25 protein-coding genes and 1 riboswitch are annotated in these 26,215 nt (G+C 40.8%); of the genes, 13 read left to right on the top strand and 12 right to left on the bottom strand.

Going from position 1 to position 26,215, the window contains the following annotated elements; all coding sequences use genetic code 11:
- Positions 1-62 precede the first annotated feature (62 nt).
- Together EG365_RS09595 and EG365_RS09590 are read right to left on the bottom strand one after the other, a co-directional pair.
- Positions 63-803, bottom strand: a complete 741-nt coding sequence (locus tag EG365_RS09595; protein WP_000865993.1) for a LytR/AlgR family response regulator transcription factor — start codon at positions 801-803, stop codon at positions 63-65.
- Positions 804-863: 60 nt separating this feature from the next.
- Complete coding sequence (locus EG365_RS09590; RefSeq protein ID WP_000269799.1) at positions 864-2,003, bottom strand: sensor histidine kinase; 1,140 nt, start codon at positions 2,001-2,003, stop codon at positions 864-866.
- On the opposite strand from EG365_RS09590, the gene argH reads away from it, so the two are divergent.
- Both argH and EG365_RS09580 read left to right on the top strand, forming a co-directional pair.
- Positions 1,994-3,427 (top strand): argininosuccinate lyase, encoded by a 1,434-nt coding sequence (gene argH / locus EG365_RS09585; RefSeq protein WP_000213740.1) that lies wholly within the window; start codon positions 1,994-1,996, stop codon positions 3,425-3,427. The genes EG365_RS09590 and argH overlap by 10 nt on opposite strands.
- Before the next feature lie 9 nt (positions 3,428-3,436).
- Positions 3,437-3,706, top strand: a complete 270-nt coding sequence (locus EG365_RS09580; RefSeq protein ID WP_000089996.1) for an oxidative damage protection protein — start codon at positions 3,437-3,439, stop codon at positions 3,704-3,706.
- A gap of 313 nt (positions 3,707-4,019) precedes the next feature.
- Here the strand turns inward: EG365_RS09580 and phoU are convergent, their stop codons facing one another.
- The 4 genes from phoU to EG365_RS09560 form a co-directional block, all read right to left on the bottom strand.
- The gene (gene phoU, locus EG365_RS09575; RefSeq protein ID WP_000075183.1) at positions 4,020-4,742 is read right to left on the bottom strand and encodes a phosphate signaling complex protein PhoU; all 723 of its coding nucleotides are present in this window, start codon (positions 4,740-4,742) and stop codon (positions 4,020-4,022) included.
- Positions 4,743-4,849: 107 nt separating this feature from the next.
- Positions 4,850-6,181 carry a TolC family outer membrane protein gene (locus EG365_RS09570; RefSeq protein WP_000959179.1) on the bottom strand — a complete coding sequence of 444 codons (1,332 nt, stop codon included), beginning with the start codon at positions 6,179-6,181 and terminating at the stop codon, positions 4,850-4,852.
- Positions 6,182-6,276: 95 nt separating this feature from the next.
- A complete protein-coding gene (locus tag EG365_RS09565; RefSeq protein ID WP_000624470.1) occupies positions 6,277-7,182 on the bottom strand; it encodes a DMT family transporter in 906 nt (301 codons plus the stop codon).
- Complete coding sequence (locus EG365_RS09560; protein WP_000999896.1) at positions 7,175-7,756, bottom strand: TetR/AcrR family transcriptional regulator; 582 nt, start codon at positions 7,754-7,756, stop codon at positions 7,175-7,177. Before EG365_RS09560 ends, EG365_RS09565 begins: the two co-directional genes overlap by 8 nt.
- Positions 7,757-7,866: 110 nt before the next feature.
- Here EG365_RS09560 and EG365_RS09555 point away from each other — a divergent pair, with 110 nt between their 5' ends.
- The 6 genes from EG365_RS09555 (at position 7,867) to gluQRS (ending at position 14,283) form a co-directional block, all read left to right on the top strand.
- Positions 7,867-8,946: a hypothetical protein gene (locus tag EG365_RS09555; protein WP_000722619.1), complete on the top strand. Its 1,080-nt coding sequence runs from the start codon at positions 7,867-7,869 to the stop codon at positions 8,944-8,946.
- Positions 8,947-8,980: 34 nt separating this feature from the next.
- A riboswitch (TPP riboswitch) is annotated at positions 8,981-9,115 on the top strand.
- An 89-nt stretch (positions 9,116-9,204) separates the two neighbouring features.
- Complete coding sequence (gene thiC / locus EG365_RS09550; RefSeq protein WP_001072861.1) at positions 9,205-11,082, top strand: phosphomethylpyrimidine synthase ThiC; 1,878 nt, start codon at positions 9,205-9,207, stop codon at positions 11,080-11,082.
- Positions 11,083-11,157: 75 nt separating this feature from the next.
- Positions 11,158-11,784 (top strand): NUDIX domain-containing protein, encoded by a 627-nt coding sequence (locus tag EG365_RS09545; protein WP_000029221.1) that lies wholly within the window; start codon positions 11,158-11,160, stop codon positions 11,782-11,784.
- A gap of 4 nt (positions 11,785-11,788) precedes the next feature.
- Positions 11,789-12,601, top strand: a complete 813-nt coding sequence (cpdA, locus tag EG365_RS09540; protein ID WP_000143915.1) for a 3',5'-cyclic-AMP phosphodiesterase — start codon at positions 11,789-11,791, stop codon at positions 12,599-12,601.
- Between the two features lie 210 nt (positions 12,602-12,811).
- Positions 12,812-13,348 carry an RNA polymerase-binding protein DksA gene (gene dksA, locus EG365_RS09535; protein ID WP_001262524.1) on the top strand — a complete coding sequence of 179 codons (537 nt, stop codon included), beginning with the start codon at positions 12,812-12,814 and terminating at the stop codon, positions 13,346-13,348.
- 2 nt (positions 13,349-13,350) lie between these two features.
- The gene (gene gluQRS / locus EG365_RS09530; RefSeq protein ID WP_000216739.1) at positions 13,351-14,283 is read left to right on the top strand and encodes a tRNA glutamyl-Q(34) synthetase GluQRS; all 933 of its coding nucleotides are present in this window, start codon (positions 13,351-13,353) and stop codon (positions 14,281-14,283) included.
- Between the two features lie 49 nt (positions 14,284-14,332).
- Here gluQRS and ftsW read toward each other — a convergent pair whose 3' ends face one another.
- From ftsW to EG365_RS09505, 5 genes are all read right to left on the bottom strand, one after another.
- Positions 14,333-15,529 (bottom strand): putative lipid II flippase FtsW, encoded by a 1,197-nt coding sequence (gene ftsW / locus EG365_RS09525; RefSeq protein ID WP_000907680.1) that lies wholly within the window; start codon positions 15,527-15,529, stop codon positions 14,333-14,335.
- 24 nt (positions 15,530-15,553) lie between these two features.
- Positions 15,554-16,900 (bottom strand): UDP-N-acetylmuramoyl-L-alanine--D-glutamate ligase, encoded by a 1,347-nt coding sequence (murD, locus tag EG365_RS09520; protein ID WP_000908243.1) that lies wholly within the window; start codon positions 16,898-16,900, stop codon positions 15,554-15,556.
- A gap of 160 nt (positions 16,901-17,060) precedes the next feature.
- Entirely contained in the window at positions 17,061-17,312 is a 252-nt protein-coding gene (locus EG365_RS09515) for a DUF6587 family protein (protein WP_000942498.1), read from the bottom strand.
- Between the two features lie 20 nt (positions 17,313-17,332).
- Positions 17,333-19,186, bottom strand: a complete 1,854-nt coding sequence (gene feoB, locus EG365_RS09510; protein ID WP_001278225.1) for a ferrous iron transporter B — start codon at positions 19,184-19,186, stop codon at positions 17,333-17,335.
- On the bottom strand, positions 19,183-19,446 hold the full coding sequence (locus tag EG365_RS09505; protein ID WP_001991212.1) for a FeoA family protein: 264 nt from the start codon (positions 19,444-19,446) through the stop codon (positions 19,183-19,185). The genes feoB and EG365_RS09505 overlap by 4 nt, the downstream gene beginning before the upstream one ends.
- 143 nt (positions 19,447-19,589) lie before the next feature.
- On the opposite strand from EG365_RS09505, the gene xerD reads away from it, so the two are divergent.
- The 4 genes from xerD (at position 19,590) to thrC (ending at position 24,213) form a co-directional block, all read left to right on the top strand.
- Positions 19,590-20,510 (top strand): site-specific tyrosine recombinase XerD, encoded by a 921-nt coding sequence (xerD, locus tag EG365_RS09500; RefSeq protein WP_000608731.1) that lies wholly within the window; start codon positions 19,590-19,592, stop codon positions 20,508-20,510.
- A gap of 146 nt (positions 20,511-20,656) precedes the next feature.
- Entirely contained in the window at positions 20,657-21,472 is an 816-nt protein-coding gene (locus EG365_RS09495; protein ID WP_000011159.1) for a DsbC family protein, read from the top strand.
- Positions 21,473-21,716: 244 nt separating this feature from the next.
- On the top strand, positions 21,717-23,018 hold the full coding sequence (locus EG365_RS09490) for a homoserine dehydrogenase (protein ID WP_000805827.1): 1,302 nt from the start codon (positions 21,717-21,719) through the stop codon (positions 23,016-23,018).
- 55 nt (positions 23,019-23,073) lie between these two features.
- Positions 23,074-24,213, top strand: a complete 1,140-nt coding sequence (thrC, locus tag EG365_RS09485; protein WP_000063593.1) for a threonine synthase — start codon at positions 23,074-23,076, stop codon at positions 24,211-24,213.
- A 106-nt stretch (positions 24,214-24,319) separates the two neighbouring features.
- On the opposite strand, the gene pbpG is transcribed toward thrC, so the two are convergent.
- Complete coding sequence (pbpG, locus tag EG365_RS09480) at positions 24,320-25,366, bottom strand: D-alanyl-D-alanine endopeptidase PBP7/8 (protein ID WP_003384760.1); 1,047 nt, start codon at positions 25,364-25,366, stop codon at positions 24,320-24,322.
- Between the two features lie 212 nt (positions 25,367-25,578).
- On the opposite strand from pbpG, the gene EG365_RS09475 reads away from it, so the two are divergent.
- Positions 25,579-26,214 carry a response regulator gene (locus EG365_RS09475; protein ID WP_000633799.1) on the top strand — a complete coding sequence of 212 codons (636 nt, stop codon included), beginning with the start codon at positions 25,579-25,581 and terminating at the stop codon, positions 26,212-26,214.
- Position 26,215: the final 1 nt, after the last annotated feature.

Below are 26,215 nucleotides of genomic sequence, written 5' to 3'. Positions count from 1 at the left end.
CTTAACTTGATCCCTTAAAATTGCAAGTAAAATCTCACAAGCAAAAATAAGATGAATACAGGTTAAAGTTGGTGTATCCGTTCTCTAAGGGTAGATAAATGACGGCGGCTTACGGAAAGTCTTTCATCTAAGCCACGTAAGCGAACCTGATATTGGCCCGAACTTACTAGCTCCAAACCATCTAAATAAGCAATCGAGACCAATGCATTACGGTGAATACGGATGAACTGATCTGCGAACTCAGTTTCAAGTTCTTTAAGTGTTTCGTCAATCAATACGCTGCCATTTTTATGACGTACCGTGACATATTTCTGATCTGCTAAAAAGTAATAGATATTTTCAACAGGAATTAGCTCAACCCCACGATAGGTTTTAGCAGCAATTTGATGACGTTGTGTTTTTAAATCCTGTAAAAGCTCAGGTTTAGGCAAAGCGCTGAGCTGCGCTTGCGTTAGCTGGGTTAATTGCTTAAATGTCTGCTCCAGCTCTTGAGGATCAATGGGCTTAAGAAGATAAGCTTGTGCTTGTGACTTAAATGCCTCCAATGCATGCTGATCATAAGCTGTGCAAAACACTATGGCAGGTCGAGGATTAAGTTGGCTTAATTGCTCCGCACAGACGAGACCATTCATACCCGGCATCTGGATATCAAGTAAAATCACATCTGGGTGATGAAGCCGTGCCTGTTCCAAGGCATCTTGGCCATGATGAGCTGTTGCGACAACCTCATGTCCCATCTTTGAAACTAAACGTGACAATCGTTCCACTGCAAGTGGTTCGTCATCACAAATTAGCACCTTCATTCATCCTCCTTGTCACCGTTAACTTGGTCCATTTTTTTATGGTTAACTCTGACTGACTTATTATTTTGATTGGTATTGATAGCTCATAATAGTGGTATATAAAGCCTCACCCTTATATACCTGGAATCTCACTGAATTCCCATAATACGCTTTTAAGCGCTGTTTAACATTTTCAAGAGCGATTCCATGCCCTTTCCGTGAATTTATTGTATCGTGTGTATAAGGGTTGGTAATGACTATACTGACCTGATTTTGCAATATTTCAACCAATACCCCAATGGTTGCTTTACCCATCATTGGCTCTACCCCATGAAAAATACTATTCTCTAATAAAGGTTGTAATGTCAATAAAGGAATAGTGACCTGTTTTAATTGCAAAGGTTCAATTTCCACTTTCCATTCGACTTTTAAACGCTCGCCCAAACGTATTTGCTCAATCATTAAATATTGCTTACTAAGCTCAATTTCTTCATGCAAGCTCACTAATTTTAATTCTTGAAAACTCGCCCGAAACAGTCGTGACAGGCTAATTAACATACTTTCTGCTTTATCTGGATCTATCGTTATTAAACTCACCACATTATTTAGACTATTAAATAAAAAATGAGGATGAATGCGAGCCTGCATTGCCTGAATACGGGCATTTAATTCTGCATATTGTTGGTGTAACCATTGTTCTCGAACATATAAATAACGCAGACAAAAGGCCCCTAATAATATTCCATAACTTAAATATAAAGGGACATTGGTAAAATAAATGCTCCAGTCCTGCGCTATAACAGATGTTTTTTTCAAAACTCCAAACTGAAAAAAATTGCTTATTATGGTGGTTACCACAACTATCGCTTGCAGCATAACAAAGCCAATTACCAAAGCATATTTTTGCTGTAGCTGACTAAAAAAATCCTGAAAATGTTCAACCAAGGCAAAAAAAGACAAAATCACCCAGTTAATAAAAACGATATATTGTAAAAGACGTGAGCCGTTTAATGCATGCCAAGACTGCGCTTCAGCCAAAGCTAAAACCAGAGCTAAAACATTACTTGCGATAATTAATTCTAATAAATGTTGCCAACGATCAATTTTCGTAAAAAAATAGGAGGAATTTTGATTTCGATATGCTGTAGAAAACAACTTTGTTTGTTGAGCTTCGGCAAGTGATATACTCTTTTTTATTTTACTGAGCCACCATGACCACATCTTCAAATCCCCCTAATTCAGCAGCCCCAAACCAAACCTCAGGTATGTGGGGTGGTCGTTTTTCTGAAGCGACGGATGCTTTTGTAGCCGAATTTACCGCCTCTGTTCAATTTGACCAGCGTTTTTATAAGCAAGACATCGCTGGTTCTATTGCGCATGCTACCATGCTTGCGAAAGTTGGCGTACTGACAGAAGCAGAACGAGACGACATTATTGAAGGTTTAAGCACCATTCGTGCAGAAATTGAAGCTGGAACTTTTGAATGGCGTATCGATCTTGAAGATGTTCACATGAACATTGAATCACGTTTGACTCAACGTATCGGTATTACAGGTAAAAAACTTCACACTGGCCGTAGCCGTAACGACCAAGTTGCAACTGATATCCGTCTTTATCTCCGCGACGAAATTGACGACATTTTAGGCTTATTAGAGCGTTTACAAAAAGGTTTGTTGGGCTTGGCTGCCAAAAATGTAAATACTATTATGCCTGGCTTTACACACTTACAAACAGCTCAACCGGTAACTTTCGGCCATCACTTGTTGGCATGGTTTGAAATGTTAGTTCGTGATACTGAACGTCTTCAAGACTGCCGTAAGCGTGTTAACCGTATGCCACTTGGTTCTGCGGCTCTCGCTGGTACAACTTACCCGATTGACCGTGCTTATACAGCAGAGTTACTAGGCTTTGAAGCTGTATCTGAGAACTCTCTTGATGCTGTATCTGACCGTGATTTTGCTATCGAATTTAATGCAGCAGCATCTTTAATCATGATGCATTTATCGCGTATGTCTGAAGAACTTATTCTTTGGACTTCTGCACAGTTTAAATTCGTAAATATTCCTGATCGCTTCTGTACTGGTTCTTCAATCATGCCGCAGAAGAAAAACCCTGATGTTCCAGAACTCATCCGTGGTAAATCTGGCCGCGTATTTGGTGACTTAATTAGCTTACTTACGCTTATGAAAGGTCAACCACTGGCTTACAACAAAGACAACCAAGAAGATAAAGAACCTTTATTTGATGCCATTGATACCGTCCGTGGTTCACTCATGGCGTTTGCTGACATGATCCCTGCATTGGTTCCAAATGTTGAAATCATGCGTGAAGCTGCTCTTCGCGGATTCTCTACAGCAACTGATCTTGCTGACTACTTAGTGAAAAAAGGCGTTGCGTTCCGTGATGCGCATGAAATTGTAGGTAAAGCTGTTGCATTAGGTGTTGCTGAAGAAAAAGATTTATCTGAGTTAACACTTGAGCAATTACAACAATTCTCTGACCTAATTACAGCAGATGTATTTGATAAAGCTTTGACACTAGAAGCTTCGGTAAATGCACGTGATCATATTGGCGGAACTTCACCAAAACAGGTTGAAGCTGCGATTGCACGTGCCCATAAACGTCTAGAACAGTTATACGCTTAAGGATACAAAATGAGTCGACAAGTATTTTGCCGTAAATACCAAAAGGAAATGGAAGGATTGGACTTTGCTCCGTTTCCTGGTGCCAAAGGCCAAGAATTTTTTGAAAATGTTTCTAAGCAAGCATGGCAAGAATGGTTACAGCACCAAACTACGCTAATTAATGAAAAACGTTTAAACGTGTTTGAACCAGAAGCGAAAAAATTCCTTGAAGAGCAACGTGAGAAGTTCTTCAATAATGATGAGAGCGTTGAAAAAGCGGAAGGCTGGAAACCAGAATAACAGGTTATTCCAAGCCCATCATTTTAAAAAAGGCAGGTTTATATACATAGACCTGCCTTTTTTTACGTGAAACTTACACAAACATATAAAGCCTTACATAGAGCGCACAGGACTCTACATGACATGAAATGGCTGAAACTTTAATATCAATTCATAGCAAGTAAGACACGATCCCTGTCGTGTTTTTTCTTAATGCACTTGATTTTCTGTCCTGAACTTCCCCCCAAAGTTCGGGACATTTTTTTATCTATTATTTTAAAAAAATAAAAAAGCCTTGTCTGAAACAAGGCCTTTAAATATTTCAGCTCACATATTACTTTTCGTGTACTTTTGCTTCAATTTCTTCAATTTTGGTATGGCGTGCATCAAAGCCTTTTGCCATGTAAATGACTTGTTCAGCAATATTACGAGCGTGGTCACCAATACGCTCTAAAGAACGTAAAACCCACATGACATTAATCACACGAGCAATATGACGCGGGTCTTCAATCATATAAGTCATTAAAGTACGCGTTGCCGACTGATATTCACGGTCGATGTCAGCATCGGCTAAAAGTACACGTAATGCTTGATCTGCATCTAAACGTGCAAAAGCATCAAGTGCGTCATGAATCATGACCCGTACTTGGTTACCAATATGACGTGTTTCCATGTAGCCACGAGGAGAACCGCCCTCTTCACATAGATTTTGCGCAATACGGGCAATTTTTGCAGCTTCATCCCCAATACGCTCTAGGTCAGTATTGGCTTTACTCATGGCAATTACCATACGCAAGTCAATTGCTGCCGGATGACGACGTGCCAAAATCAGCGTCAGCCCTTCATCAATATCACGTTCGTATTGATTGACTGCATTATCTTTAAATTGGACATCAATTGCTAAGTTCGCATCTGTATCAAGCAAAGAATGAATTGCATTGGCAACCTGTTGTTCGACCAAGCCACCCATGGTCATAAACTTTGTGTTCACATCTTGCAAATCTTCATTAAATTGAGAAGAAATATGATGGCTTAACACCGGATTACTCGGACTCAAGGGAAGCCTCCAACATGATGGCGCAGGGATAAAATGATTGAGCATTAAAACACATCAATCATTAAATTTTTATGACAAAATTAAATTTCAGATAAAAGCATTTTTTATTACTGATACGTTAACCAGCTGTTTAATTCAACTAGATCTTTTTCCCCTAGCTGACCTACAGCCGCTTTTAAACGTAATACATTTAATAAATAGTCATACTGAGCATTAAGATAATCCTGTTTTGCTGAAAAAGCATTACGCTGCGCCAATAAAACATCGACCATACTTTTTAAGCCTTCGTTATAACTTGCTTTTGAAGCTTGAGAAACAAGTGCTGAAGAGTCCATTGCTGCCTTTCTTGCTTCAAGTTTTGCTCGGTCAGTATCTACCTGCATAAAAGCACTTTTCACATCGACATTGGCACGGCGAATGGCCGCATCAAGTTGGGCTTGCGCTTTATTTAACTCCACACTGGCTTTTTTAATAGAAGTTCGAGTCCGGCCTCCATTAAATAAGTTCCAGTTCATCTCTACCCCGACCTGATCAAACTTCCCATCAGTCGAAATCAGCGTTTCGGGCGTTTGTTTAGTATAACCATAACTCGCCACTGCATCTATCTGTGGATAAAGTGCAGCTTTTTCCACACGACGTTGATCTTCAGCATATCGCTTTTGTAAACGTGCTTGCTGAATCTTTAAATTTTGTTGTTGGGCTAATCCTAACCACTCATCGAGCTGTGCCGGATAAGGTTTTTGAAAGATAAAATCACTTCTCAATACAGCAAGCTTATCTTGATACGGACCAATATATTCAGATAGTTGCTCTTGAGCCAATAGAAGCTGCACATTGGTAGCAATACGGTTGGCTCGGGCATTTTGATATTGGGCATTTGCTTCACTCACATCACTACGTGCTACCAACCCTTCTTTAAGCTTGGCGCTCATCATATTGAGCTGTTCAAGCAAGGCTTTTTCTTCTTGTAAATATGCAGCGGTAAGTGCCTGCTGACGCAATACATTAAAATAGGCTTCAGCTACATTTAAAACATGATCTTGTTTTTGCAGTCTTAAAGTAATTTCACTAAGGGCAACCGAAGTTTTAACCTGTTTATAACCTTCCCATGCATCCATACGAAAAAGAGGCTGACGGGCAGATAAAGTAGCCTGTTTGGTAGTCGATGTATTACTTACCAAAGCATCGGAAAGTCCTTCCTGATCAACACCAGGAAAATTTGAACGCTTTACCGTTTGTCGATTACGGGTAATATTTCCAGATAATGTAACTGTTGGTAGTAACGCGCCTGTTGCTAAGCCTAAATTAAGCTGATCTGCTTCAAACTGTTGTTGATTCGCTTGCCACGTCGGATCATTTAGTTTTGCGCGCTCATAAGTTTCAACTAAATCTAGAGCAAAACTCGACGATGTAAAACTCCATAAACCCGCAACAAGCATTAATTTTATTTTCATTGTTTAAATCAACGATAAAACTTGGCTTTAAGACTAAGAAAAATTTAATTTAAACTCAAGCCAGTAAAAGTTTTCATTTTTTATGTATTTTCAGGCTTTGATAACATCAAAATACAAATGAAAATCAAAAACATGCCTGCCCACCCAATCCATGAGACACTTTCGCCAACCAAAACAATGGCAAAAATCGCTGCAACAAGAGGTTCAAATAAAGTTAAAGTGGTGGCTTGACTGGCATTTACAGTTTTTAACCCGAAACCAAAAAGCAAATAACCCAAAAACATAGGAATCAGCATCATATAGCCAGCAACAAGTAAATTTGTTGAACTTTGCAGTAGCCCACCACCTGTAATTAATAAAGTTGGAAGCAAGATGACTGCCCCACCTCCCATAATCATGCCCATTGCAGCTTTAGCTGCAATACCTCGGTCTATTAATCTTTTTGCAGCCCATGAATAAAGTGAATAGGTTGCACCCGCTACCAGCCCAAGAAAAATACCAAAAATTTTATTCCATTCATTTGTACTCTCTTGTGCTGCGTGGCTTTCGCCCATAGATAACAAACTTACCCCTACAACACCCAACACAAAACTTAGGAACCATGTTTTAGATAAAACTTTACGGTCAAAGAATCGCTCTAAAACTGCTGCAATGAGTGGAGCCGAACCAATTGAAACCACCGTACCAATCGTAATTCCGGCATAATGCATGGAAGAATAAAAAGCTAGGGGGTATATCCCAACTGCCACAACACCTAAAAGAATAATAGAAATATTTCGCCCAATAAATTGTCGGTGTTCCCGGATGGCCCGAGATGCAATCAATGCCTGTAAAAGCCCACCTCCCCCCATAGCAACCGCGCCAATTGCAAGTGGACCAAGTGTTGGGGCAAATGCTGCGGCTGTCCCCGTGGTTCCCCATAAGAAAGAGGCTACTAAAATTGCAATAGTGCCACCATAACTACTATTTTTAATAAGGCTAATCATGTTGGCATTCTCGATCTAAAACATCTTCTGCCATTTGTCTCGCTAATTGAAGTTGACGGCTACTACCCTCTAAACCAGCTCTTGCCATCGACCCTTCTAATAAAAAAGAAAGTTGTGAGGCGATATAGCTAACACGCTGTGAATCTTTTAATAAGCGATTTAAATGCTCGGCAACAATCGCCTCAACTTGTTCTTTATGCTGTCTTACAGCATTTCGCCCTGAACTATTTGCTGGGAACTCTGCGGCAGCATTTAATAGCCCACATCCTCTAAAACCCTTTTCATAAGCAAACTCGGCATGATCTTGATAGGCATCAAATACGGCCAAAATAGCTTCTTTCGCTGTTTTTGTTTTTTCTAAACGCTTTTGATAAAGGTCTAACCACTCTTGATGTCGTGCAGCAATATAGGCATCAACAAGTTCACCTTTTGAAGAAAAATTATTGTAAAGCGACATTTTAGCTACATCTGCTTTAGCCGTAACCGTATTAATTCCTGTTGCAGTAATGCCATCGTTATAAAACAGTGTTGCCGCTGCATCGAGAATTTTCTGTCTTGCTGTTCTATCATTCATAGCTTTTACTTAAGTAGACCGACCTACCTAATAATAAAGATTTCTAACAGTGATGCAATCTTTTTAAGCGTTATAATTTGAGCAATATCAATTTCGATAAAAATATAAAGATGAAAAAAATTCTAATGATGAGTATGTGCGGCGCACTACTTTTAACTGGCTGTAATAAAACATCACAGCAAGATCAAACTGTATCTAAAGAGCAAAAATCAACTGCGCAAAAGGCCACCGAACAGCGAGACAGTAGCTGCTTACAAATTATGGTAGCCATGCACACGATTAATCAGAACAGTAAAATAGAAGACTTAAATCAAATTAATGAAAAGCTTAAAACCTGTGTTCCTTCGTTAAAAAATGAGGAACAGCTTAAGCTAATTGATGCATCAACAACCATGTATCAACGTTTTATTAAACAAGACTACACTGAAAAAACAGGGAGAGCTTTTGAAGCATTTGGCTATGCTGTTTTAGAACAGAAACAAGACCTTAAAAAGGTGATTCAAAGTCAGAAAAAGCTCTTCGCCCAACTGAGCCCGCGTGATCAATATTTACTTCAACATGAAGGCCAAGCCTATATTGAGCTGCTCTATCAAGGTGAAGGTATGTTTACTTATCGTCGCCAGCCAAACTACTTAGTTGATGTTTTTTCTAAGGCTTTACCCGCTGACCAGAAAGAATTTTTATCTCGTATGGCAAAAGACAATCAAGACATTTTCTATAACGATGGTGCTTTGGCTGTTTCATGGAAAGAGCTTACTGAACGTGCTTTATTTTGGGAAAAGTTTATTCAAAAATATCCAAAGAGTTATTTTATTAATGATGCCAAATTACTCTTTAATGAATATCGATACTTCATTTTCTTTGGTCTAGATAACACACCTGTGTCGAATGAATATGCCCCGAACACATGGTTTGACCCTGATGCACTTCAGCAAATCCGCTTTTTATCAACTCAGAGCCAATCCAGCTTAGCAAAACCTGCCCAACAATTTCTGAAGTTTATTGCCACCCCTGTCGATGAGCGCAATAAGCAATTTAAAATAGATTTAACTGATGAAAATGGGCAAAAGAAATCTACCTATCAGATTGTGCATGAACAACTTGAGCAGCTATTAAAATTTGATTCGCCATGGAACACAGAAGTCTATCGTGACTGCCATATAGATGCGGTTTGTATAGATACAAATTGACAATGCCAGCCAACCTAAAACATGTTAGTCTTTAAATCGCTTGACGGAGCGCGAGTAATAGCTCGCTGAGATTGTGTAAATTTCGTGTTATCGCAACACCAGTTTGATCACAAGTACCGTTGAACCTGATCAGGTTAAGACCTGCGTAGGAATCAAGCCATCTGAAAACCTAAGCCCTCAATTTATCTAGTTCAAGATAAATCCGCCATCGTTTTTGGTCGTGCTTGATTCGTTGATGTTATTCATAAGGATCATGTGATGAACCAATTAACGAATCTCTCTTCTGCTGAAATTTCAGCACAACATGAACAAGATGCAAAAGACTTAACCCGCATCTTACCCGCTTCTAAAAAAGTTTATATTGAAGGCTCTCGCCCTGATATTCAGGTTCCAATGCGAGAAATTTCTTTAACCGATACCCCAACTGGCCTTGGTGGTGAGCACAACCCACCTATTATGGTATATGACACTTCAGGTGTTTATACTGACCCGAATGTTCAAATTGATTTAAACAAAGGTTTACCTTCAGTTCGTCAAAAATGGATTGAAGAGCGTAACGATACTGACGTTCTTTCTGGCCTAACTTCAAAGTTTGGACAGGAGCGTTTAAAAGATATTCGTACTGCTGATATTCGCTTTGCACATATTCAAAACCCACGCCGCGCTAAAGCAGGCAAAAATGTCACTCAAATGCACTATGCCAAGCAAGGTATTATCACGCCTGAAATGGAATATATTGCAATTCGTGAAAATCAGCGTCAACGCGAAGCTGTAGATATGCGCCAGCACCCAGGTCAAAACTTTGGTGCGAAAAACTTAAAAGAAATTACACCTGAGTTTGTTCGCCAAGAAGTTGCCGAAGGCCGCGCTATTATTCCTGCCAACATTAACCACCCAGAACTTGAACCAATGATTATTGGCCGTAATTTCTTGGTTAAGATTAATGCCAATATTGGTAACTCGGCGCTTGGTTCTTCAATTGATGAAGAAGTTGCGAAAATGACATGGGCAACCCGTTGGGGCGCTGACACCATTATGGACTTGTCTACAGGTAAGAACATTCATGAAACACGTGAATGGATTATTCGTAACTCACCAGTTCCAATCGGTACCGTACCAATTTATCAAGCACTTGAAAAAGTTGATGGTGTTGCCGAGAACCTGACTTGGGAAATCTTTAAAGACACGCTTATTGAACAAGCTGAACAAGGTGTTGACTACTTCACCATTCACGCAGGTGTTCTACTTCGTTATGTGCCACTTACAGCAAACCGTTTAACAGGTATTGTGTCTCGTGGTGGTTCAATCATGGCGCAGTGGTGTCTCGCTCATCATGAAGAGAACTTCTTATACACACACTTCGATGAAATCTGTGAAATCATGAAAGCCTATGATGTGTCATTTAGCTTAGGCGATGGCTTACGTCCGGGTTGTATTCAAGATGCAAATGACGAAGCGCAGTTCAGCGAACTTAAAACACTGGGTGAGCTGACTCACCGTGCATGGGAACATGATGTTCAGGTCATGATTGAAGGTCCGGGTCATGTACCAATGCACATGATTAAAGAGAACATGGACTTACAGTTAGAAGTGTGTAAAGAAGCTCCATTCTATACGCTTGGACCTTTAACCACAGATATCGCTCCGGGTTATGACCACATTACTTCTGCTATTGGTGCAGCCATGATTGGCTGGTATGGCACAGCAATGCTTTGCTATGTGACACCTAAAGAACATTTAGGTTTACCAAACAAGAAAGATGTGAAAGACGGAATTATTACCTACAAGATTGCAGCACACGCAGCCGATCTTGCCAAAGGTCATCCGGGTGCACAGGTTCGTGATAATGCCTTGTCTAAAGCACGTTTCGAATTCCGTTGGGACGACCAGTTCAACCTAAGTCTAGACCCAGATACAGCACGCAGCATGCATGACGAGACTTTACCAAAAGAAGCGCATAAATCTGCTCACTTTTGCTCAATGTGTGGTCCAAAATTCTGTTCGATGAAAATCACCCAGAATGTACGTGACTATGCCAACAATCTCACCAATAGCGATTCAGAGGTTGAAGAAGGCCTCAAAGCAATGAAAGAGGTTTATCAAGAGCAAGGACAAAAACTGTATCATAAAGTGTAAATATTCAAAAAAAACACTTGCCTAGCCATGATTCTCGGTTAGGATGAAATAAATAGATTTCGTCCTGATCGAATCATGAGTATTGTCGAGCGTCCAAGTTATACATCTAAAGATGTCGAAGTAACATCACGTGAACCTCTGTTCAGTGGTTTTATTCAAGTTGAAAAAGTCAGCCTTCGACATCGTCTATTTAATCAATCTGAATATACTCCTGTATTGCAGCGCGAACTTGTGCATCGGCCTGAAGCGGCTGGCGTTCTACTCTACAATGATCAAAAACAACAGTTTGCCCTGATTGAACAGTTTCGTGTTGGTGCTTTAGATGACTCCCATTCGCCATGGCAACTCGAAATTATCGCAGGTGTATTAGATGGCAATGAATCACCAGAAAGTTGCATTCGACGCGAGAGCCTTGAAGAATCAGGTTGCGAAGTTCAGGATTTAGAGCATCTATTTAGTTTTTACCCATCAGCTGGCGCCTGTTCAGAGTTATTTCATCTGTATGTTGCCGAAACCAATTTACCTGCTGTAGGTGGTGTTTTTGGGGTAGATAATGAGGGTGAAAATATTCAGCTGCATTTGTTTAGTTATAGTGAAATTCAAACACTACTCGACAGCGGACGTTTAAGAAATGCCCCTGTTATTATGGCATTACAATGGCTGGCTCAACACAGCAAAACGATAATAAATCCGAAGAGGTAGGACGGTGACTTTTCAAGTCTCAACACTTTCACAAAAAAATCATGTCATCATACAAATTACCGATACACATTTATTGGAGTATCCACAGCTAGAATTTGTGGGGATGAATCCTGAAGAAAGTTTCCACGCCATTATTCAACAGATACTAAAACAACATCCCGAAGCTGATGCGATTATTCATACCGGTGACCTCGCACAAGCCCCAACACCTATTACCTACAAACGTTATATCAATTTTATGCAAACCTTGGGTCTGCCTTTTTTCCAGACCCTCGGTAATCATGACAATGTCGACCACTTTCCTCTACATAACGAAAACCATCAACAACCTGTAGTTGTCGGTTTAGGAAACTGGCGTGTGATTATGCTAAATAGCGCGGTAAAGGGAAAAGTAGATGGTCATCTGTCTTCGGAACAATTAGAAAATTTAGCGAATTTACTTGAACAATTTGCAGATCATCCTGTTTTGCTGGCTTGTCATCACCATCCATTTGCCATGAAATCAAAATGGATTGACCACCATAAGCTTCAAAACTCAAATGCACTTTTAGATACCTTAAGTCCATTTCAAAATGTGAAGGCCCTAGTCTGCGGGCATGTTCATCAAGATTCCCTTAATATCTGGCAAGGTATCGAGTTTTTTTCTACACCTTCCACAAGTGTACAATTTAAGCCGTTTAGTAATGATTTTGCACTCGACCAAAATGCGCCGGGTTATCGTTACATTCGTCTGAATAACGATGGTAGTTTTGAAACAAAAGTGTTTCGCCTTGAAAATTTCAAAACCCGTATAAATACTGATATTTCAGGTTATTAGCCCTAAAGTTTATATAACCCAAAAGAATTATGACTAGGGTAAACACGTTTTGAAAATATTTACGGGACAGAATGACTATCATCTTGCAGGAAAAATCTATATGATGACGACCCGATGGAAAAATCCATCGATGGTTTTCTATAAAAACACTTGCATATCACCATATTTTTTGCGTATAGATAATACGTGTATGATGAGGAATGCCCTATTATGGCGAATGACAACCACAACCAAGTTTTGGATGAACATACAGAAGTTGTAGTAGAAGGTGATAAAGCTTCTGCAAAACGTGCACGTAAAGTGAAACCTAAAACTTCTGACGTAGGCTCAACTGCAAGTTTATTTGGTATTGCACCTTATCAACCTAAGAAAAATGAAGAGTACATGTCTGAAGGACAGCTCGAGCATTTCCGACAAATTCTGCAAGCATGGAAAGCTGAATTAATGTCTGAAGTTGATCGTACTTTAAATACGATGCAAGATGAATCAACTGCATTGCCAGACGTAAATGACCGTGCTACCCAAGAAGAAGAATTTGCAATTGAATTACGTACACGTGACCGTGAACGTAAATTAATTCGTAAAATCGAACAATCTCTTGAAGCGATTAAAAACGAAGACTACGGTTTCTGTGAAACTTGTGGTATCGAAATCGGCTTACGTCGTTTAGAAGCACGTCCAACTGCAACGTTATGTATTGACTGCAAAACTTTGGCAGAAATTAAAGAGAAGCAAAATAACGGTTAATTGTGACGGTTAAGAATTCTCCAGCCGAGCTTAGTTCGGCTCTTGCGAATCAGCGAAACGATGTTCCACTGATTCGCTACTCAGGCCGGTTTGCGCCCTCGCCAACCGGCCCTTTACATTTCGGATCACTCATTACTGCTGTTGCCAGTTACTGTGATGCCAGAGCCCATCAAGGTCGATGGTTAGTTCGTGTTGAAGACACCGATATTCCCCGCATCTACCCCGGTAGTGAAGACCATATACTCGCATCACTTGAAGCTTTTCAGTTCGATCCGGATGCCGAGATCATTTTTCAAAAAGACCGCCTAGATATTTACGAAAGTGTATTAGACCAACTTAAAAAAGAGGGTCTGGTTTACGCCTGTCAATGTACCCGTAAAATGCTCGGTTCAAACGCTATCTATGCAGGCACATGTCGAGATTTGCATCTCGACTTCCAACATCAAGCCATTCGGGTAAAAGTTCAAGATCAGCCAATCTGTTTCGATGACCGCCTACAAGGGCTTCATTGTTCTAATCTAGAGCATGACCTTGGTGATTTTGTCCTTAAACGCCGTGATGGAATTATTAACTACCAGCTTGCTGTCGTCGTAGATGATTACCTACAAGGCATTACTCATGTTGTGCGAGGTGCAGACCTGTTAGATAACACTGAGCGTCAAATCTGGCTTGGTCAGCTCCTCGGCTACCCTAAGCTGAGTTACATGCATCTTCCGCTCGCCATGAACGACCAAGGGCAAAAACTTTCAAAGCAAAACCTTGCCCATGCACTTGATTTAACTAAAGCTCCTGAGTTACTACAACAAGCCATACAAGCCTTAGGTCAACCACAGGTTGATTTAGATCGCCCCGAAGTGATGCTCAAGCAAGCGGTAGCCCAGTGGAATGTAGATTTGATTCCTCATGGACAACAACTTTGCGGAACATATCTATAAATAATAAAAAGCCCGATTTGATATCGGGCTTTTTATAACGCTTCATGGTTTAGAAGTTTGATTCTTCCCTCTCAGGGTTCACTTCTTGAGTTGAAGCATCAATCTTTAAGATCAAGCTAATCATAGCTGCACACATCATTAAAGACGTACCACCATAACTAATAAATGGCAGAGTTAAACCTTTGGTTGGCATTAAGCCCATGTTCATACCCGCATTTACCAAAATCTGGAGTAAGAAAATAATACTAATACCGTAAGCCAAATAGCCTGCGCGAAGATAATGATGTTTCAAGGCACGGTGGCCGATTTTGATACAACATGCCAGCATCAAGAAAGATAAGCCAATGACAATCGAAATACCAAAGAAACCAAATTCTTCACCTAACACAGCCAACATAAAGTCAGTATGCGCTTCTGGTAAATAGGAAAGCTTTTGAACACTATGCCCCAAGCCTGTACCAAACCACTCACCACGACCAAAAGCCATTAACGCATTTGATAACTGATAACCCACACCTAATGGGTCTGCCCAAGGGTCAGTAAACGAAATCAAACGTTGGAAACGGTAAGGTTCAAATAAAATCAAAAACACAATACCCGTGACAATTGCACCAAGCATGATTAAGAATTGTGTTGGAGGCGCACCCGCTAGAAAGAACACACCGACCATCATCATGACAATAACCACCGTCGCACCCAAGTCAGGCTCGGCAATAATTAAACCTACCGTAATTGCCATAACGCCACTTAAACGAAGTAAGCCTTTCCAGTGGGTACGGACTTCTTTGGCACGGCGTACTACGTAATCTGCGGTAAAGATGGCCATCATAACCTTGGCAACCTCTGTTGGCTGCAAGGTAAAACCACCAATTTTAATCCAACGTGTGGAACCGTTAACTTCCGAACCTACAGCCAAAGCCGCAAGTAACAAAACCATAGTTAATAACCACAGTGGAAAGGTATTTTTAAACCATGTATTGAGTGATATTCGATAGGTTAAATAAGCCACCACGCCAGCAGCAACGATTGAGATCCCATGACGAATCACATAGTGAAATGGGTTTTCATGCATATATTCAGCATAAGGCATGGAAGCAGATGCGACCATCACTGAACCGATACATAACAATGCAACCACACAGAAAATCAAGACATTACGTGGCGTCACTTCCGCTGGCCATTTCGGCAATATCCGTTCATACCAATGATTGATTTTCTGGATTGTGGTCTGAGCTAAGCCTGCCATACTACATTCCTAATCATATTTTCTTTAAACCAACGAATTGACGCAGGCAACAAACTGCTGACCACGGTCATTATAACTTTTAAACATATCAAAACTTGCACATGCTGGTGATAGCAATACCACATCTTCAGCTTGTGTTTCACGTTGACACAGCTCGACAGCTTCTTTAAGCGTTGCTGCATGTAAAATTTTAGTTGCGCCTTGAATGGCTTGCTCGATGACCGGCGCATCTTCACCAATCAATACCACAACTTTGGCATATTTTTCGATAGAAGAACGTAAAGGAGAAAAATCTTGCCCTTTGCCCTGTCCACCTAAAATAAGTGCAACCTTACCTTTTTTCACTTCAATGGCAGCACCTAAGCCATCAATTGCTGCAAGTGTAGCACCAACATTGGTACCTTTAGAGTCATTATAATAACGGACATCACGCACAGTTTTAACGTACTCACAGCGATGCTCTAATCCTTTAAATCGTTTTAAAGTTTCAAGCATTGACTCCATAGGTAAACCAATTGCCTCCCCCAATGCTAAACACGCTAAAGCATTGGCTACGTTGTGCATACCTTGAATATATAAATCCGAGCTTTTAATTAACCGCTGTAAACCACGAGCAAGCCAAAGCGTACCGTCGGCATCTCTTAAAACGCCATATTGATTTAAATCTGGTGCGTTTAAACCAAAGCTTTGCATTGGTGTCGTATCTGGAACAAGTGGGCGGCTTAAAGCATCGTCTCGGTTAAATACAACTTTTTTAGCGCCTTGGAAAATACGATGTTTTGCTTGGTGATACCCCAGCATATTTCCATGACGGTCTAAATGGTCTTCACTCATATTGAGAACCACTGCTACCTCAGCGTTTAAGTGAGAGGTGGTTTCTAACTGAAAGCTTGATAACTCAAGGACTAGTAGCTCTGGTTGATCTTTAAGTAAATCTAACGCTGGTCGACCAAGATTGCCGCCTACTGCAACTTTCTTACCTGCATCCTTAGCCATTAAGCCAATTAAAGTCGTTACAGTACTTTTTGCATTGGAACCTGTAATCGCCACAATCGGCACATCAGTGGCACGACGCAATAATTGGATATCACCCACCACAGAAATACCTTTAGCAATAGCTGCCTGAATTTCCGGTAATTGTGGTGCAAGGCCTGGGCTTAAAATAATCTCTTCTGCTTGTAATAATAATTCTTGATCAAGCTGACCAAAACTGGTTTTAACGCCAGCCGGAATCTGATCGTGTCCGGGAGGTGTGGGGCGGGAGTCCGTTACAGCAACTTGGTAGCCTTGTTCATGCAGGAAATTTACAGCAGAAACACCTGATATTCCCAAGCCTGCTACAACTTTTAATCCACCACGTTGTATTAACATTTTTGCCCCACAATTTATCAATCGACAGAATGGCAAAAATGTTAGCACTTTGCTGTTTTGAATGCTTTTTCAGATTGAACTTTATTCATCTTTTTTTGTGTCAGTGCGTAAAAAAGCCATCAATATGATGGCTTTTTATACGAAACAGGAATGGCTGAATTTATTGCCATTTAACTGGTTTAATTTCTTGAATTGTATTAGTTGGTTTATCTTCACTTGAGCAGCCACAGCCACCTGCACAACCAAAAGTCATTTTTGGTTTTAGCCATTTTGCTAAAGTTGCCCAACCCTGCTTTTCACAAAAAACGGATAGTGCTGAAAAGGCCGAGTTTGCTGTTTTTGGAAATACTTTCTTAAAAACAACAATAGCACTCCAAATCACTAAAACCGCAATAATCAGATATTGAAGCATATACAACCTCCTTTACTGCTTTAACCCCAATAGTGGGAAGCAATTTGATAGGTAACAAACGATGCAAAATAAGCTAAACCAAACAGATATGCAGTCATAGCTGCAACATGTTTCCATGAACCTGTTTCACGACGTACTGTTGCCAATGTTGCCAAACAATGCGGCGCATAAATGAACCACACTAAAAGCGATAAACCTGTTGCCAACGACCACCCTGTACCATCTGCACTAATTAAATGAGACAAACCTTGTGCTACTGCATCTTCATCAGTTGCCGACAAGGCATATACGGTACCTAATGCAGCGACCACAACTTCACGAGCTGCCATAGCCGGGATTAAGGCAATACAGATTTGCCAGTTAAAACCAACTGGAGCGAATAAAGGCTGGATAAGGTGTCCAAGCATACCTGCGAAGCTGTAATCTATAGCAGGCAATGTTGCCCCTTCTGGTGGCTGTGGGAAAGTACACAAGAACCAGAGCAAAATAGAAAGCGCAAAAATAATGCCGCCGACACGCTTCAAGAAGATCTTCGCACGATCTAACAAACCGATTCCCACACTTTTTAAATCAGGGAAACGATAACTCGGCAGCTCTAGCAGTAAAGCGTGTTGAGACTTATCTTTTTGGAAAAATTTCATTAAGAATGAAACACACAGTGCACTCACAATCCCAGCCATATACAGACCGAAAAGCACCAGTCCTTGTAGGTTAAAAATACCCCAGACCATTTTCTCTGGAATAAATGCAGCAATCAGCAAGGCATATACGGGTAAACGTGCCGAACAAGTCATTAGTGGCGCAACCATAATCGTTGTAAAACGGTCACGAGGGTCACTAATACTACGCGTTGCCATAATTCCCGGTACTGCACAAGCAAAGCTTGAAAGTAACGGAATGAAAGCACGTCCACTTAAACCAGCTTGAAACATTAATTTATCAAGTAAAAATGCTGCACGCGGTAAATAGCCCGATTCTTCTAGTACTAAAATGAAGAAGAACAAAATTAGAATTTGTGGCAAGAAAACAACTACGCCACCTGCACCCGCGATAATTCCGTCAACCACCAGACTATGCAGTAGTGGCTGTGTAATCACAGAACCTACTACTTCACCCAGCCAGCCGAAGAAGCCTTCAATACCATCCATAAAAGGTGCTGCCCATGCAAAAACTGCTTGGAACACAATAAACATCATGATGGCAAGACTAAGTAGGCCTAAGACTGGATGTAAGAAAATTCGATCGAGAAAATCAGTACGCTTGTCTTCCTGATCAACATAATGAACAACATCTTTAAAAATCATATCGATTTTTTGATGATGAGTCCCTGTTAAACCACTCAGTTCAGTTTGTGGCACACTGTATTTTTCTTGATCAAGGGCATGTAATAAATTTTCAATACCCGCATTACGGACAGCTACTGTTTCAACGACTGGTACACCCAAACGTTGAGATAACTTTTGAGTATTAATCTGGATGCCACGACGACGCGCTTCATCCATCATATTCAGTACTAGTAAAATCGGACGACCTAACTCGATCATTTCGAGTACAAGGCCTAAATGCAATTTTAAGTTGGTCGCATCAACCACACATAAAAAAGCGTCTTGTTGCCCCTCTTCCGCTATTTTTCCTAAACAGACATCACGGGTAATTGCTTCATCCGGACTGGTCGCATTAAGACTGTATGTACCCGGCAAATCGAGCACTCGAACCGAACGGCCTGAAGGTAACTGAAAATGACCAACTTTACGCTCGACCGTTACACCAGCATAGTTGGCGACTTTTTGTCGAGTTCCAGTTAAATGGTTAAAAAGAGAGGTTTTACCACAGTTAGGGTTTCCCACAAGGGCAATACGTAACGCATCACTCATGCGGGTACTCCTTCTTCTACTTGAATTTCGATTTTTTCCGCTTCTGCTTTACGTAAAGCGAAACGAGTAAAGCCAATTTGGATTAAGATCGGATCACCACCAAAAACACCCTTGGTAATCACTTCCACTCGCGTGCCTGGTACAAAACCCAGACTTTCCAAACGAATTGCGACCAAATCTTGCTGCTCGGACTCTACTTCTATCCGATTCACTTTGGTGATGGTCGCCGCTTGCTTCACTTTCAACGCTGATAAACGCACCGCATCCGATCCTAAACCTTTTTTACTAGTATACATATAAATGAGAATAATTACCAAATAAGGTTAGATTTCAATTCTTATGGAGTTTAATCGACAAACCTTAAAGTTTCTTTTACAGTACAGTGGTTTAGAGGAAGTTGTTTATGATAAATAAAAAACCGCGTATTCCGAGCCCTGTTCAAATTCCTGAACATTTAAGCTTTTTACAAGGTTTTCGCGACTATCTGGTTGCACAAACAGTCAGTCCGCATACGCGCAATGCCTATTTATCCGACCTGATCCAATGTAGTGAACTTCATAAAAAAAATAGATTGCCAGATTGGACGAGCGATGACATTTCTGACGTCCTCATTGAACTTACCAAAGTAGGGAAAAGCCCACGCTCAATTGCCCGTTGCTTATCTGCTCTACGTCAGTTTTATAAATTTCTACGTGAACAGAAATTACGAAGTGATAATCCTGTAGCTACTCACCATTCACCAAAAATTGGCCGAGCTTTACCTAAAGACTTGTGTGAAGAAGATGTAGAAGCGCTCATTCAGGCGCCAGACATTACAACGGCGTTGGGCTTACGTGACCGAGCAATGTTTGAAGTCCTTTACGCTTGTGGTTTACGTGTCTCTGAATTACTGAATTTACGCCTCGAACTTATTAATTTAAAACAAGGTTACCTGCGTATTACGGGTAAAGGTAACAAAGAACGTTTAGTGCCTTTAGGCCAATATGCCTGCGATTGGGTGGAACGCTATTTAAACGAGGCACGTCCACAACTTTATAAAAGTTCAACTGACTATTTATTTTTAACCCAGCACGGTGGAATTATGAGCCGTCAGAACTTTTGGTATGCCATTAAGCGTTATGCGCTACAGGCCAATATTCAAGCTGAACTTTCACCTCACACCTTACGTCATGCTTTTGCCACGCATCTACTTAATCATGGGGCGGACTTACGCGTAGTACAAATGTTACTGGGTCATAGTGATTTATCAACCACGCAAATCTATACGCATGTAGCACAAGTCAGAATGCAACAATTGCATGAAAAACATCACCCTAGGGGTTAAAATTTTTTAAACGAATATTTCGAAATACCTCAAACAATCGCTTGATTTCGTTCACAAAGGTTAAGAAAGTTTTAACAATACACTCTAGATTTTTTGTTATGCTTAGCAGCTTCTGACTATAAATACTGATGAAATAAGGGTTATCTATGTCCTTTACCCGATCTCAAATTTTTCTTGCCTGTGCTTTGGCTTCTAGCCTGTTGTTCAGTGCTTGTTCTAAAGAAAACAAACCACAAAAAGAAGATGCGCTCACAGCGACCGCACCTGCTACAGGGGAAGCTTCAACCATTATTGAACGCAATGCTAAACAGCGTTTAATTGAAACTTTGCAAAAACAATTTAAGAATGCAAACATCAACGTCAAAATTTTAGATATTAAGCCTACCGAAGTGCCTAATTTATATTGGGTTAACCTTGAAGGAATGACGTCGGTTTATACAACAAGTGATGGTAAATACCTGATTCAAGGTGATGTCATCCGTTTAGGTGATAAAGAACTTCATAATATCGGCGATAGCCTTCAAGCCTCAGAAAACAAAAAGCATCTTGCTGCTTTAAAAAATGAAGACTTAATTGTTTATCCAGCTAAAGGCGGTAAAGCTAAACATGTGATTTATGTGTTTACCGATGCAAGCTGTCCTTACTGCCATAAATTACATGAGCATTTAGCTGAGATTAATGAGAAAGGCATTGAGGTTCGTTACATTGCATGGCCACGCGGCGAACAGTTTATGCCAACTATGGAAGCGGTTTGGTGTAGTGCAGACCGTAAAGCTGCATTTGACCAAGCTGTACAGGGCATTAGTATTCCACCTGCTCAATGTAAAAACCCTGTTCGCGAACAATACCAACTTGGTCTAAACATGGGCGTAAATGGTACACCAGCTATTTATAATGTTGATGGTGAGTACTTGGGTGGCTACTTAACACCGGATGAATTGATTAAACGATTGGATAAATAACCCTCTCCAAGTTGATGAACAATTCCTCATCTATCTTACAAATAAAGCGCTGATATTATTGCAGCGCTTTGTTTTTTCAATAAATACTTCTTTTCATACCAGTGTTTAAAGAGTGATCTACTCTTCTTTTCCAAACATTGCACTCTAAATCACTGAACAGGCGCTAAAAGCGCTAGAGTCTGGCGTTTTTTTTAGCTATGATCTAGCTTCAATTAAATGATTCAATGATGATATGGAGTGTGACGTGAAACCAGTTCGCCTGGCAATACTCGGTCTAGGTACCGTAGGTGGAGGAGCCCTTAAACTACTACAAGAAAATGCCGCTGAAATTAAACGTCGCACCGGTCGAGAAATTCAAATTACCCACGTTGGAACACGTCGTCCTCGTCCAGATCTCGAATTGGAAGGGATTAAACAAAGCGCTGACTTACTTGATATCGTTCGTCAACCCGATGTGGATGTGGTTGTAGAAGTTATGGGTGGTATTCATCCTGCTTACGAAATCATTATGGAAGCGATCAAACACGGCAAACAAGTCGTGACTGCAAACAAAGCATTACTCGCTGAACATGGTAATGAACTATTTAAAGCAGCAGAAGATAATGCTGTACAAATTGCTTATGAAGCAGCTGTTGCTGGTGGCATCCCAATTATTAAAGTAATCCGTGAAGGCCTTGCGGCAAACCATATCGAATGGCTTGCAGGCATTATTAATGGCACAGGTAACTTTATTTTGACTGAAATGCGTGAAAAAGGCCGCGCATTTGATGATGTATTAAAAGAAGCTCAAGAACTCGGTTATGCAGAAGCGGACCCAACTTTTGACGTTGAAGGTATTGACGCTGCACACAAGCTTACAATTTTAGCGTCTTGTGCGTTTGGTATTCCTTTGCAATTCGATAAAGTCTATACCGAAGGTATCAGCAAAATTACTGCACAAGATGTGAAGTATGCTGAGGAGCTTGGTTTCCGTATTAAACATCTAGGCATTGCCCGCCGTGCTGAAAAGGGTATTGAACTACGTGTTCACCCAACACTTATTCCAGATGAGCAGCTTATTGCGAACGTAAACGGCGTTAAAAATGCTGTTTTAGTTCAAGCCAACGCAGTAGGTCCAACGCTTTATTACGGTGCTGGTGCTGGTGCAGGCCCAACAGCTTCTGCGGTTGTTGCCGATGTAATTGATATCGTTCGTGATATTTCTTATACAGAAGATGGCGCAGGCACAATTCCTCAACTGGCTTTTGAAGCATTAACAAATATGCCAATTTTAAGCCGTGAAGAAATGACCACAGGTTATTACATCCGCTTAAATGCTGAAGATCAGACTGGTGTACTTGCAGATGTGACGACCATCTTAAGCCGTGCCGGAATCAGTATTGATGCCATCATGCAACAATCTCGCTTAAAAGACCTCATTCCAATTGTGATTTTGACCGATCCAATCGTTGAATCCAAAATGGATGACGCTCTTGCGCAAATTCAAGCATTACCTGCAATTCGTGGCGAAATCGTAAGAATTCGTTTAGAATCGCTCGATAGTTAATCAGGTTGAGGGAAAGATTCCCTCTCCCGCTTCACCTCATAATTGGAACACCATCATGTCTAATGCCAATCGTTATACTGGTCTTGTAGATCGTTATCGTGACCGTTTGCCAGTTTCGGCAACTACTCGTGCTATCTCTTTGGGTGAAGGCAACACCCCTCTCATTAAACTTGAGAATATTCCACGTATTATTGGCAAAGACGTTGAAATTTATGTGAAATACGAGGGCTTAAACCCGACTGGTTCATTTAAAGACCGTGGTATGACCATGGCTGTAACCAAAGCAGTTGAAGAAGGCTCTAAAGCAATTATCTGTGCATCTACAGGTAACACTTCTGCTGCTGCTGCTGCCTATGCTGCACGCGCAGGTATCAAAGCGTTTGTTTTGATTCCGGAAGGCAAAATTGCGATGGGTAAAATGGCGCAAGCCATGATGTATGGTGCGATCACTATGCAAATTCGTGGTAACTTCGATGATGGTATGCGTCTTGTAAAAGAAGTGGCTGATCAAGCACCTGTAACGATTGTAAACTCAATCAACCCTTACCGTTTGCAAGGTCAAAAAACTATTGCTTATGAAATCGTTGAAGCTTTAGGCCGTGCACCTGATTACCACTGCTTACCAGTTGGTAACGCAGGTAACATTACAGCTCACTGGATGGGTTATACCGAAGCAGTAGCTAACCAGCCTGCTGACCAATTTGAACAAGTTGTTTATGACGCTGCGACTGATCAATTCACTGGTCCAAAACCAGAAGGCTTACCAACAATGGTAGGTTATCAAGCTTCTGGCGCAGCTCCTTTCTTACGTGGTGCTCCAGTAGAAAAACCGGAAACAGTTGCAACTGCGATTCGTATTGGTAACCCACAAAGCTGGAACCATGCAAAAGCTGTAGTACGTGACTCTAAAGGTTGGTTCGATGAACTTCAAGACAGCGAAATTTTAGAAGCTCAACGCTTACTTTCTATGTATGAAGGTGTATTTGTTGAGCCAGCATCTGCTGCTTCTATTGGCGGTGCAATCCGTGATATTAAAGCGGGTAAAATTGCTGAAGGTTCTGTCATTGTATGTACTGTAACGGGTAATGGCTTGAAAGACCCTGATACAGCAATCAAACAATGTGCTGATGCAGTGATGTTGTCAATTGATGCAACAATGGACCAAGTAAAAGATTCGATTTTATCTAATATGTAAAATCTGAGTTTTTATAAAAAACGGCTGTTTAATACAGCCGTTTTTTTATGCTTTTTAAATGGCATAAAAAAACGCTTCTAAAGAAGCGTTTTTAAAAATAATTAAATTAAATACGTTTTGGCAAATTACTTAACCAACCGAGCAAGTTAGTTGCATCGTTATTACGTGCCTGAGTACTTGGCTCACCCAATAATACAATCACTGCTGGACGTGAGTTCACAGTAGTATGCATAACTACACAACGGCCTGCTTCATTAATATAACCAGTCTTAGATAAGTTGATATTCCAACCACCATTACGGACTAAAGCATTTGTATTATTTGATTTAAGAACACGATAACCTAAATTAAAGTCATAGGTCGGTGTGGTTGAGAACTGACGAATCAAACCATATTGAGATGCTGTACTCGCCAAAATTCCCAAGTCACGCGCAGAAGATACATTACGCGGATCTAAACCAGTTGACTCATAATAATGAGTTGCATTCATACCTAAAGCACGCGCTTTAGCATTCATTGCCGCCACGAATGCAGCACGGCCACCCGGATAAGTACGCGCTAGAGCTGCTGCTGCCGGATTTTCTGACTTCATAAGAGCAAACAGAAGAACTTCTGCTCGATTCATTTTATCGCCAACACGAAGTGTTGAGCTTGAATTTTTCCCGCCAGCCCCAGCAAAATCAATTTGCTCAAGTGTAATTTCTTCAGACATGTTTAAACGGGCATCTGCCGTTACAACTGCCGTCATCAATTTGGTAATAGAAGCGATCGGCACTGATGCGTTGGTATTTTTACTATAAAGTACCTCACCTGTTTGTGCATCCATTACAAGTGCAGCACGTGCACTAACACTCGGCTGGGCGTTATAACCCACAGTATCACGGATTGGAGCAACTTTAGGGGTAGAAGTAATAACTCTCGGCGCATTACTGCCACGCAATGTTGTAGTTACAGAAGTTGAACCTTGCGGAGTCGGTTCATCATCTTCATCATTTAAAAGTTGACTAGCATCCGCTGCAGACCAATTTAAACTTGCAGTACCAGTACTCCCTGAAGACGGGTTATTGACGAGTTCTGCAAAGCTTGTTGAACTCAAACTAAGCAAAATAGACATGCTTAGCACATGCATTAAAGACTTTTTAGAATTTTTCACGGCACAATACTCGACTCAGGGTGACACACATTTGCGCTTACTATCATTATGCCTTACATTTGAGATATAAGGTATAAAGCTTTTACCGACACAATTGTGCACAACTATTCGCTCACTATAGAAGAATAGGATTGCTAATTTTGTCATTCCATTGCAAGCTTATTTTGCTTTATGTAACAAAAAACTTGTTTTTTGAAAGAAAGGAGGTCTTCTTGATTACAGTTTTAGTTGTCGATGACCATGAACTGGTACGTACGGGTATTTGCCGTATGTTAGAAGATCATGCCGATGTTGAGGTAATTGGACAAGCCGAATCGGGCGAAGAAGCAATTGCTATCGTTCGCCAACAACATCCGCAAGTCGTACTGCTGGATGTCAACATGCCAGGCATCGGTGGTGTAGAAACAACCCGTCGTTTATTACAGACGGCTCCAGAGACGAAAGTCATTGCTGTAAGCGGCCTCGCCGAAGAGCCTTACCCATCTTTATTATTAAAAGCCGGTGCAAAAGGCTATATCACTAAAGGCGCGCCAATTGCCGAAATGGTTCGTGCAATTAATAAGGTCATGCAAGGCGGTAAATATTTTAGTGCAGATATTGCCGAACAACTCGCGAGCTCATATTTATCCGACACTCAACAATCCCCTTTTGATTCGTTATCGGAACGGGAAATGCAAGTTGCAATGATGGTCGTCAACTGTATTAGCGCCCAAGAAATTGCCGATAAACTTTTTGTAAGTGTGAAAACTGTAAATACTTACCGTTATCGTATTTTTGAAAAGTTAGGAATTGATAGCGATGTAAAACTAACACATCTTGCGATTCGTTACGGTTTGATCAAACCATAAC

The organism is Acinetobacter sp. FDAARGOS_494 (genome assembly GCF_003812225.1).
GTDB classification, from domain to species: domain Bacteria; phylum Pseudomonadota; class Gammaproteobacteria; order Pseudomonadales; family Moraxellaceae; genus Acinetobacter; species Acinetobacter baumannii.
The sequence above is the reverse complement of the archived record's forward strand: the minus strand, read 5'-3'. Positions and strand labels throughout refer to the sequence as shown.

Bases quoted from the DNA above. Each gene is read 5' to 3' on its own strand.
- EG365_RS09595 (WP_000865993.1), bottom strand. From the start codon at position 803: ATGAAGGTGCTAATTTGTGATGACGAACCACTTGCAGTGGAACGATTG.
- argH (WP_000213740.1), top strand. From the start codon at position 1,994: ATGACCACATCTTCAAATCCCCCTAATTCAGCAGCCCCAAACCAAACC.
- EG365_RS09590 (WP_000269799.1), bottom strand. From the start codon at position 2,003: ATGTGGTCATGGTGGCTCAGTAAAATAAAAAAGAGTATATCACTTGCC.
- EG365_RS09580 (WP_000089996.1), top strand. From the start codon at position 3,437: ATGAGTCGACAAGTATTTTGCCGTAAATACCAAAAGGAAATGGAAGGA.
- EG365_RS09570 (WP_000959179.1), bottom strand. From the start codon at position 6,181: ATGCTTGTTGCGGGTTTATGGAGTTTTACATCGTCGAGTTTTGCTCTA.
- EG365_RS09565 (WP_000624470.1), bottom strand. From the start codon at position 7,182: ATGATTAGCCTTATTAAAAATAGTAGTTATGGTGGCACTATTGCAATT.
- EG365_RS09560 (WP_000999896.1), bottom strand. From the start codon at position 7,756: ATGAATGATAGAACAGCAAGACAGAAAATTCTCGATGCAGCGGCAACA.
- EG365_RS09555 (WP_000722619.1), top strand. From the start codon at position 7,867: ATGAAAAAAATTCTAATGATGAGTATGTGCGGCGCACTACTTTTAACT.
- thiC (WP_001072861.1), top strand. From the start codon at position 9,205: ATGAACCAATTAACGAATCTCTCTTCTGCTGAAATTTCAGCACAACAT.
- EG365_RS09545 (WP_000029221.1), top strand. From the start codon at position 11,158: ATGAGTATTGTCGAGCGTCCAAGTTATACATCTAAAGATGTCGAAGTA.
- dksA (WP_001262524.1), top strand. From the start codon at position 12,812: ATGGCGAATGACAACCACAACCAAGTTTTGGATGAACATACAGAAGTT.
- ftsW (WP_000907680.1), bottom strand. From the start codon at position 15,529: ATGGCAGGCTTAGCTCAGACCACAATCCAGAAAATCAATCATTGGTAT.
- murD (WP_000908243.1), bottom strand. From the start codon at position 16,900: ATGTTAATACAACGTGGTGGATTAAAAGTTGTAGCAGGCTTGGGAATA.
- EG365_RS09515 (WP_000942498.1), bottom strand. From the start codon at position 17,312: ATGCTTCAATATCTGATTATTGCGGTTTTAGTGATTTGGAGTGCTATT.
- feoB (WP_001278225.1), bottom strand. From the start codon at position 19,186: ATGAGTGATGCGTTACGTATTGCCCTTGTGGGAAACCCTAACTGTGGT.
- xerD (WP_000608731.1), top strand. From the start codon at position 19,590: ATGATAAATAAAAAACCGCGTATTCCGAGCCCTGTTCAAATTCCTGAA.
- EG365_RS09495 (WP_000011159.1), top strand. From the start codon at position 20,657: ATGTCCTTTACCCGATCTCAAATTTTTCTTGCCTGTGCTTTGGCTTCT.
- thrC (WP_000063593.1), top strand. From the start codon at position 23,074: ATGTCTAATGCCAATCGTTATACTGGTCTTGTAGATCGTTATCGTGAC.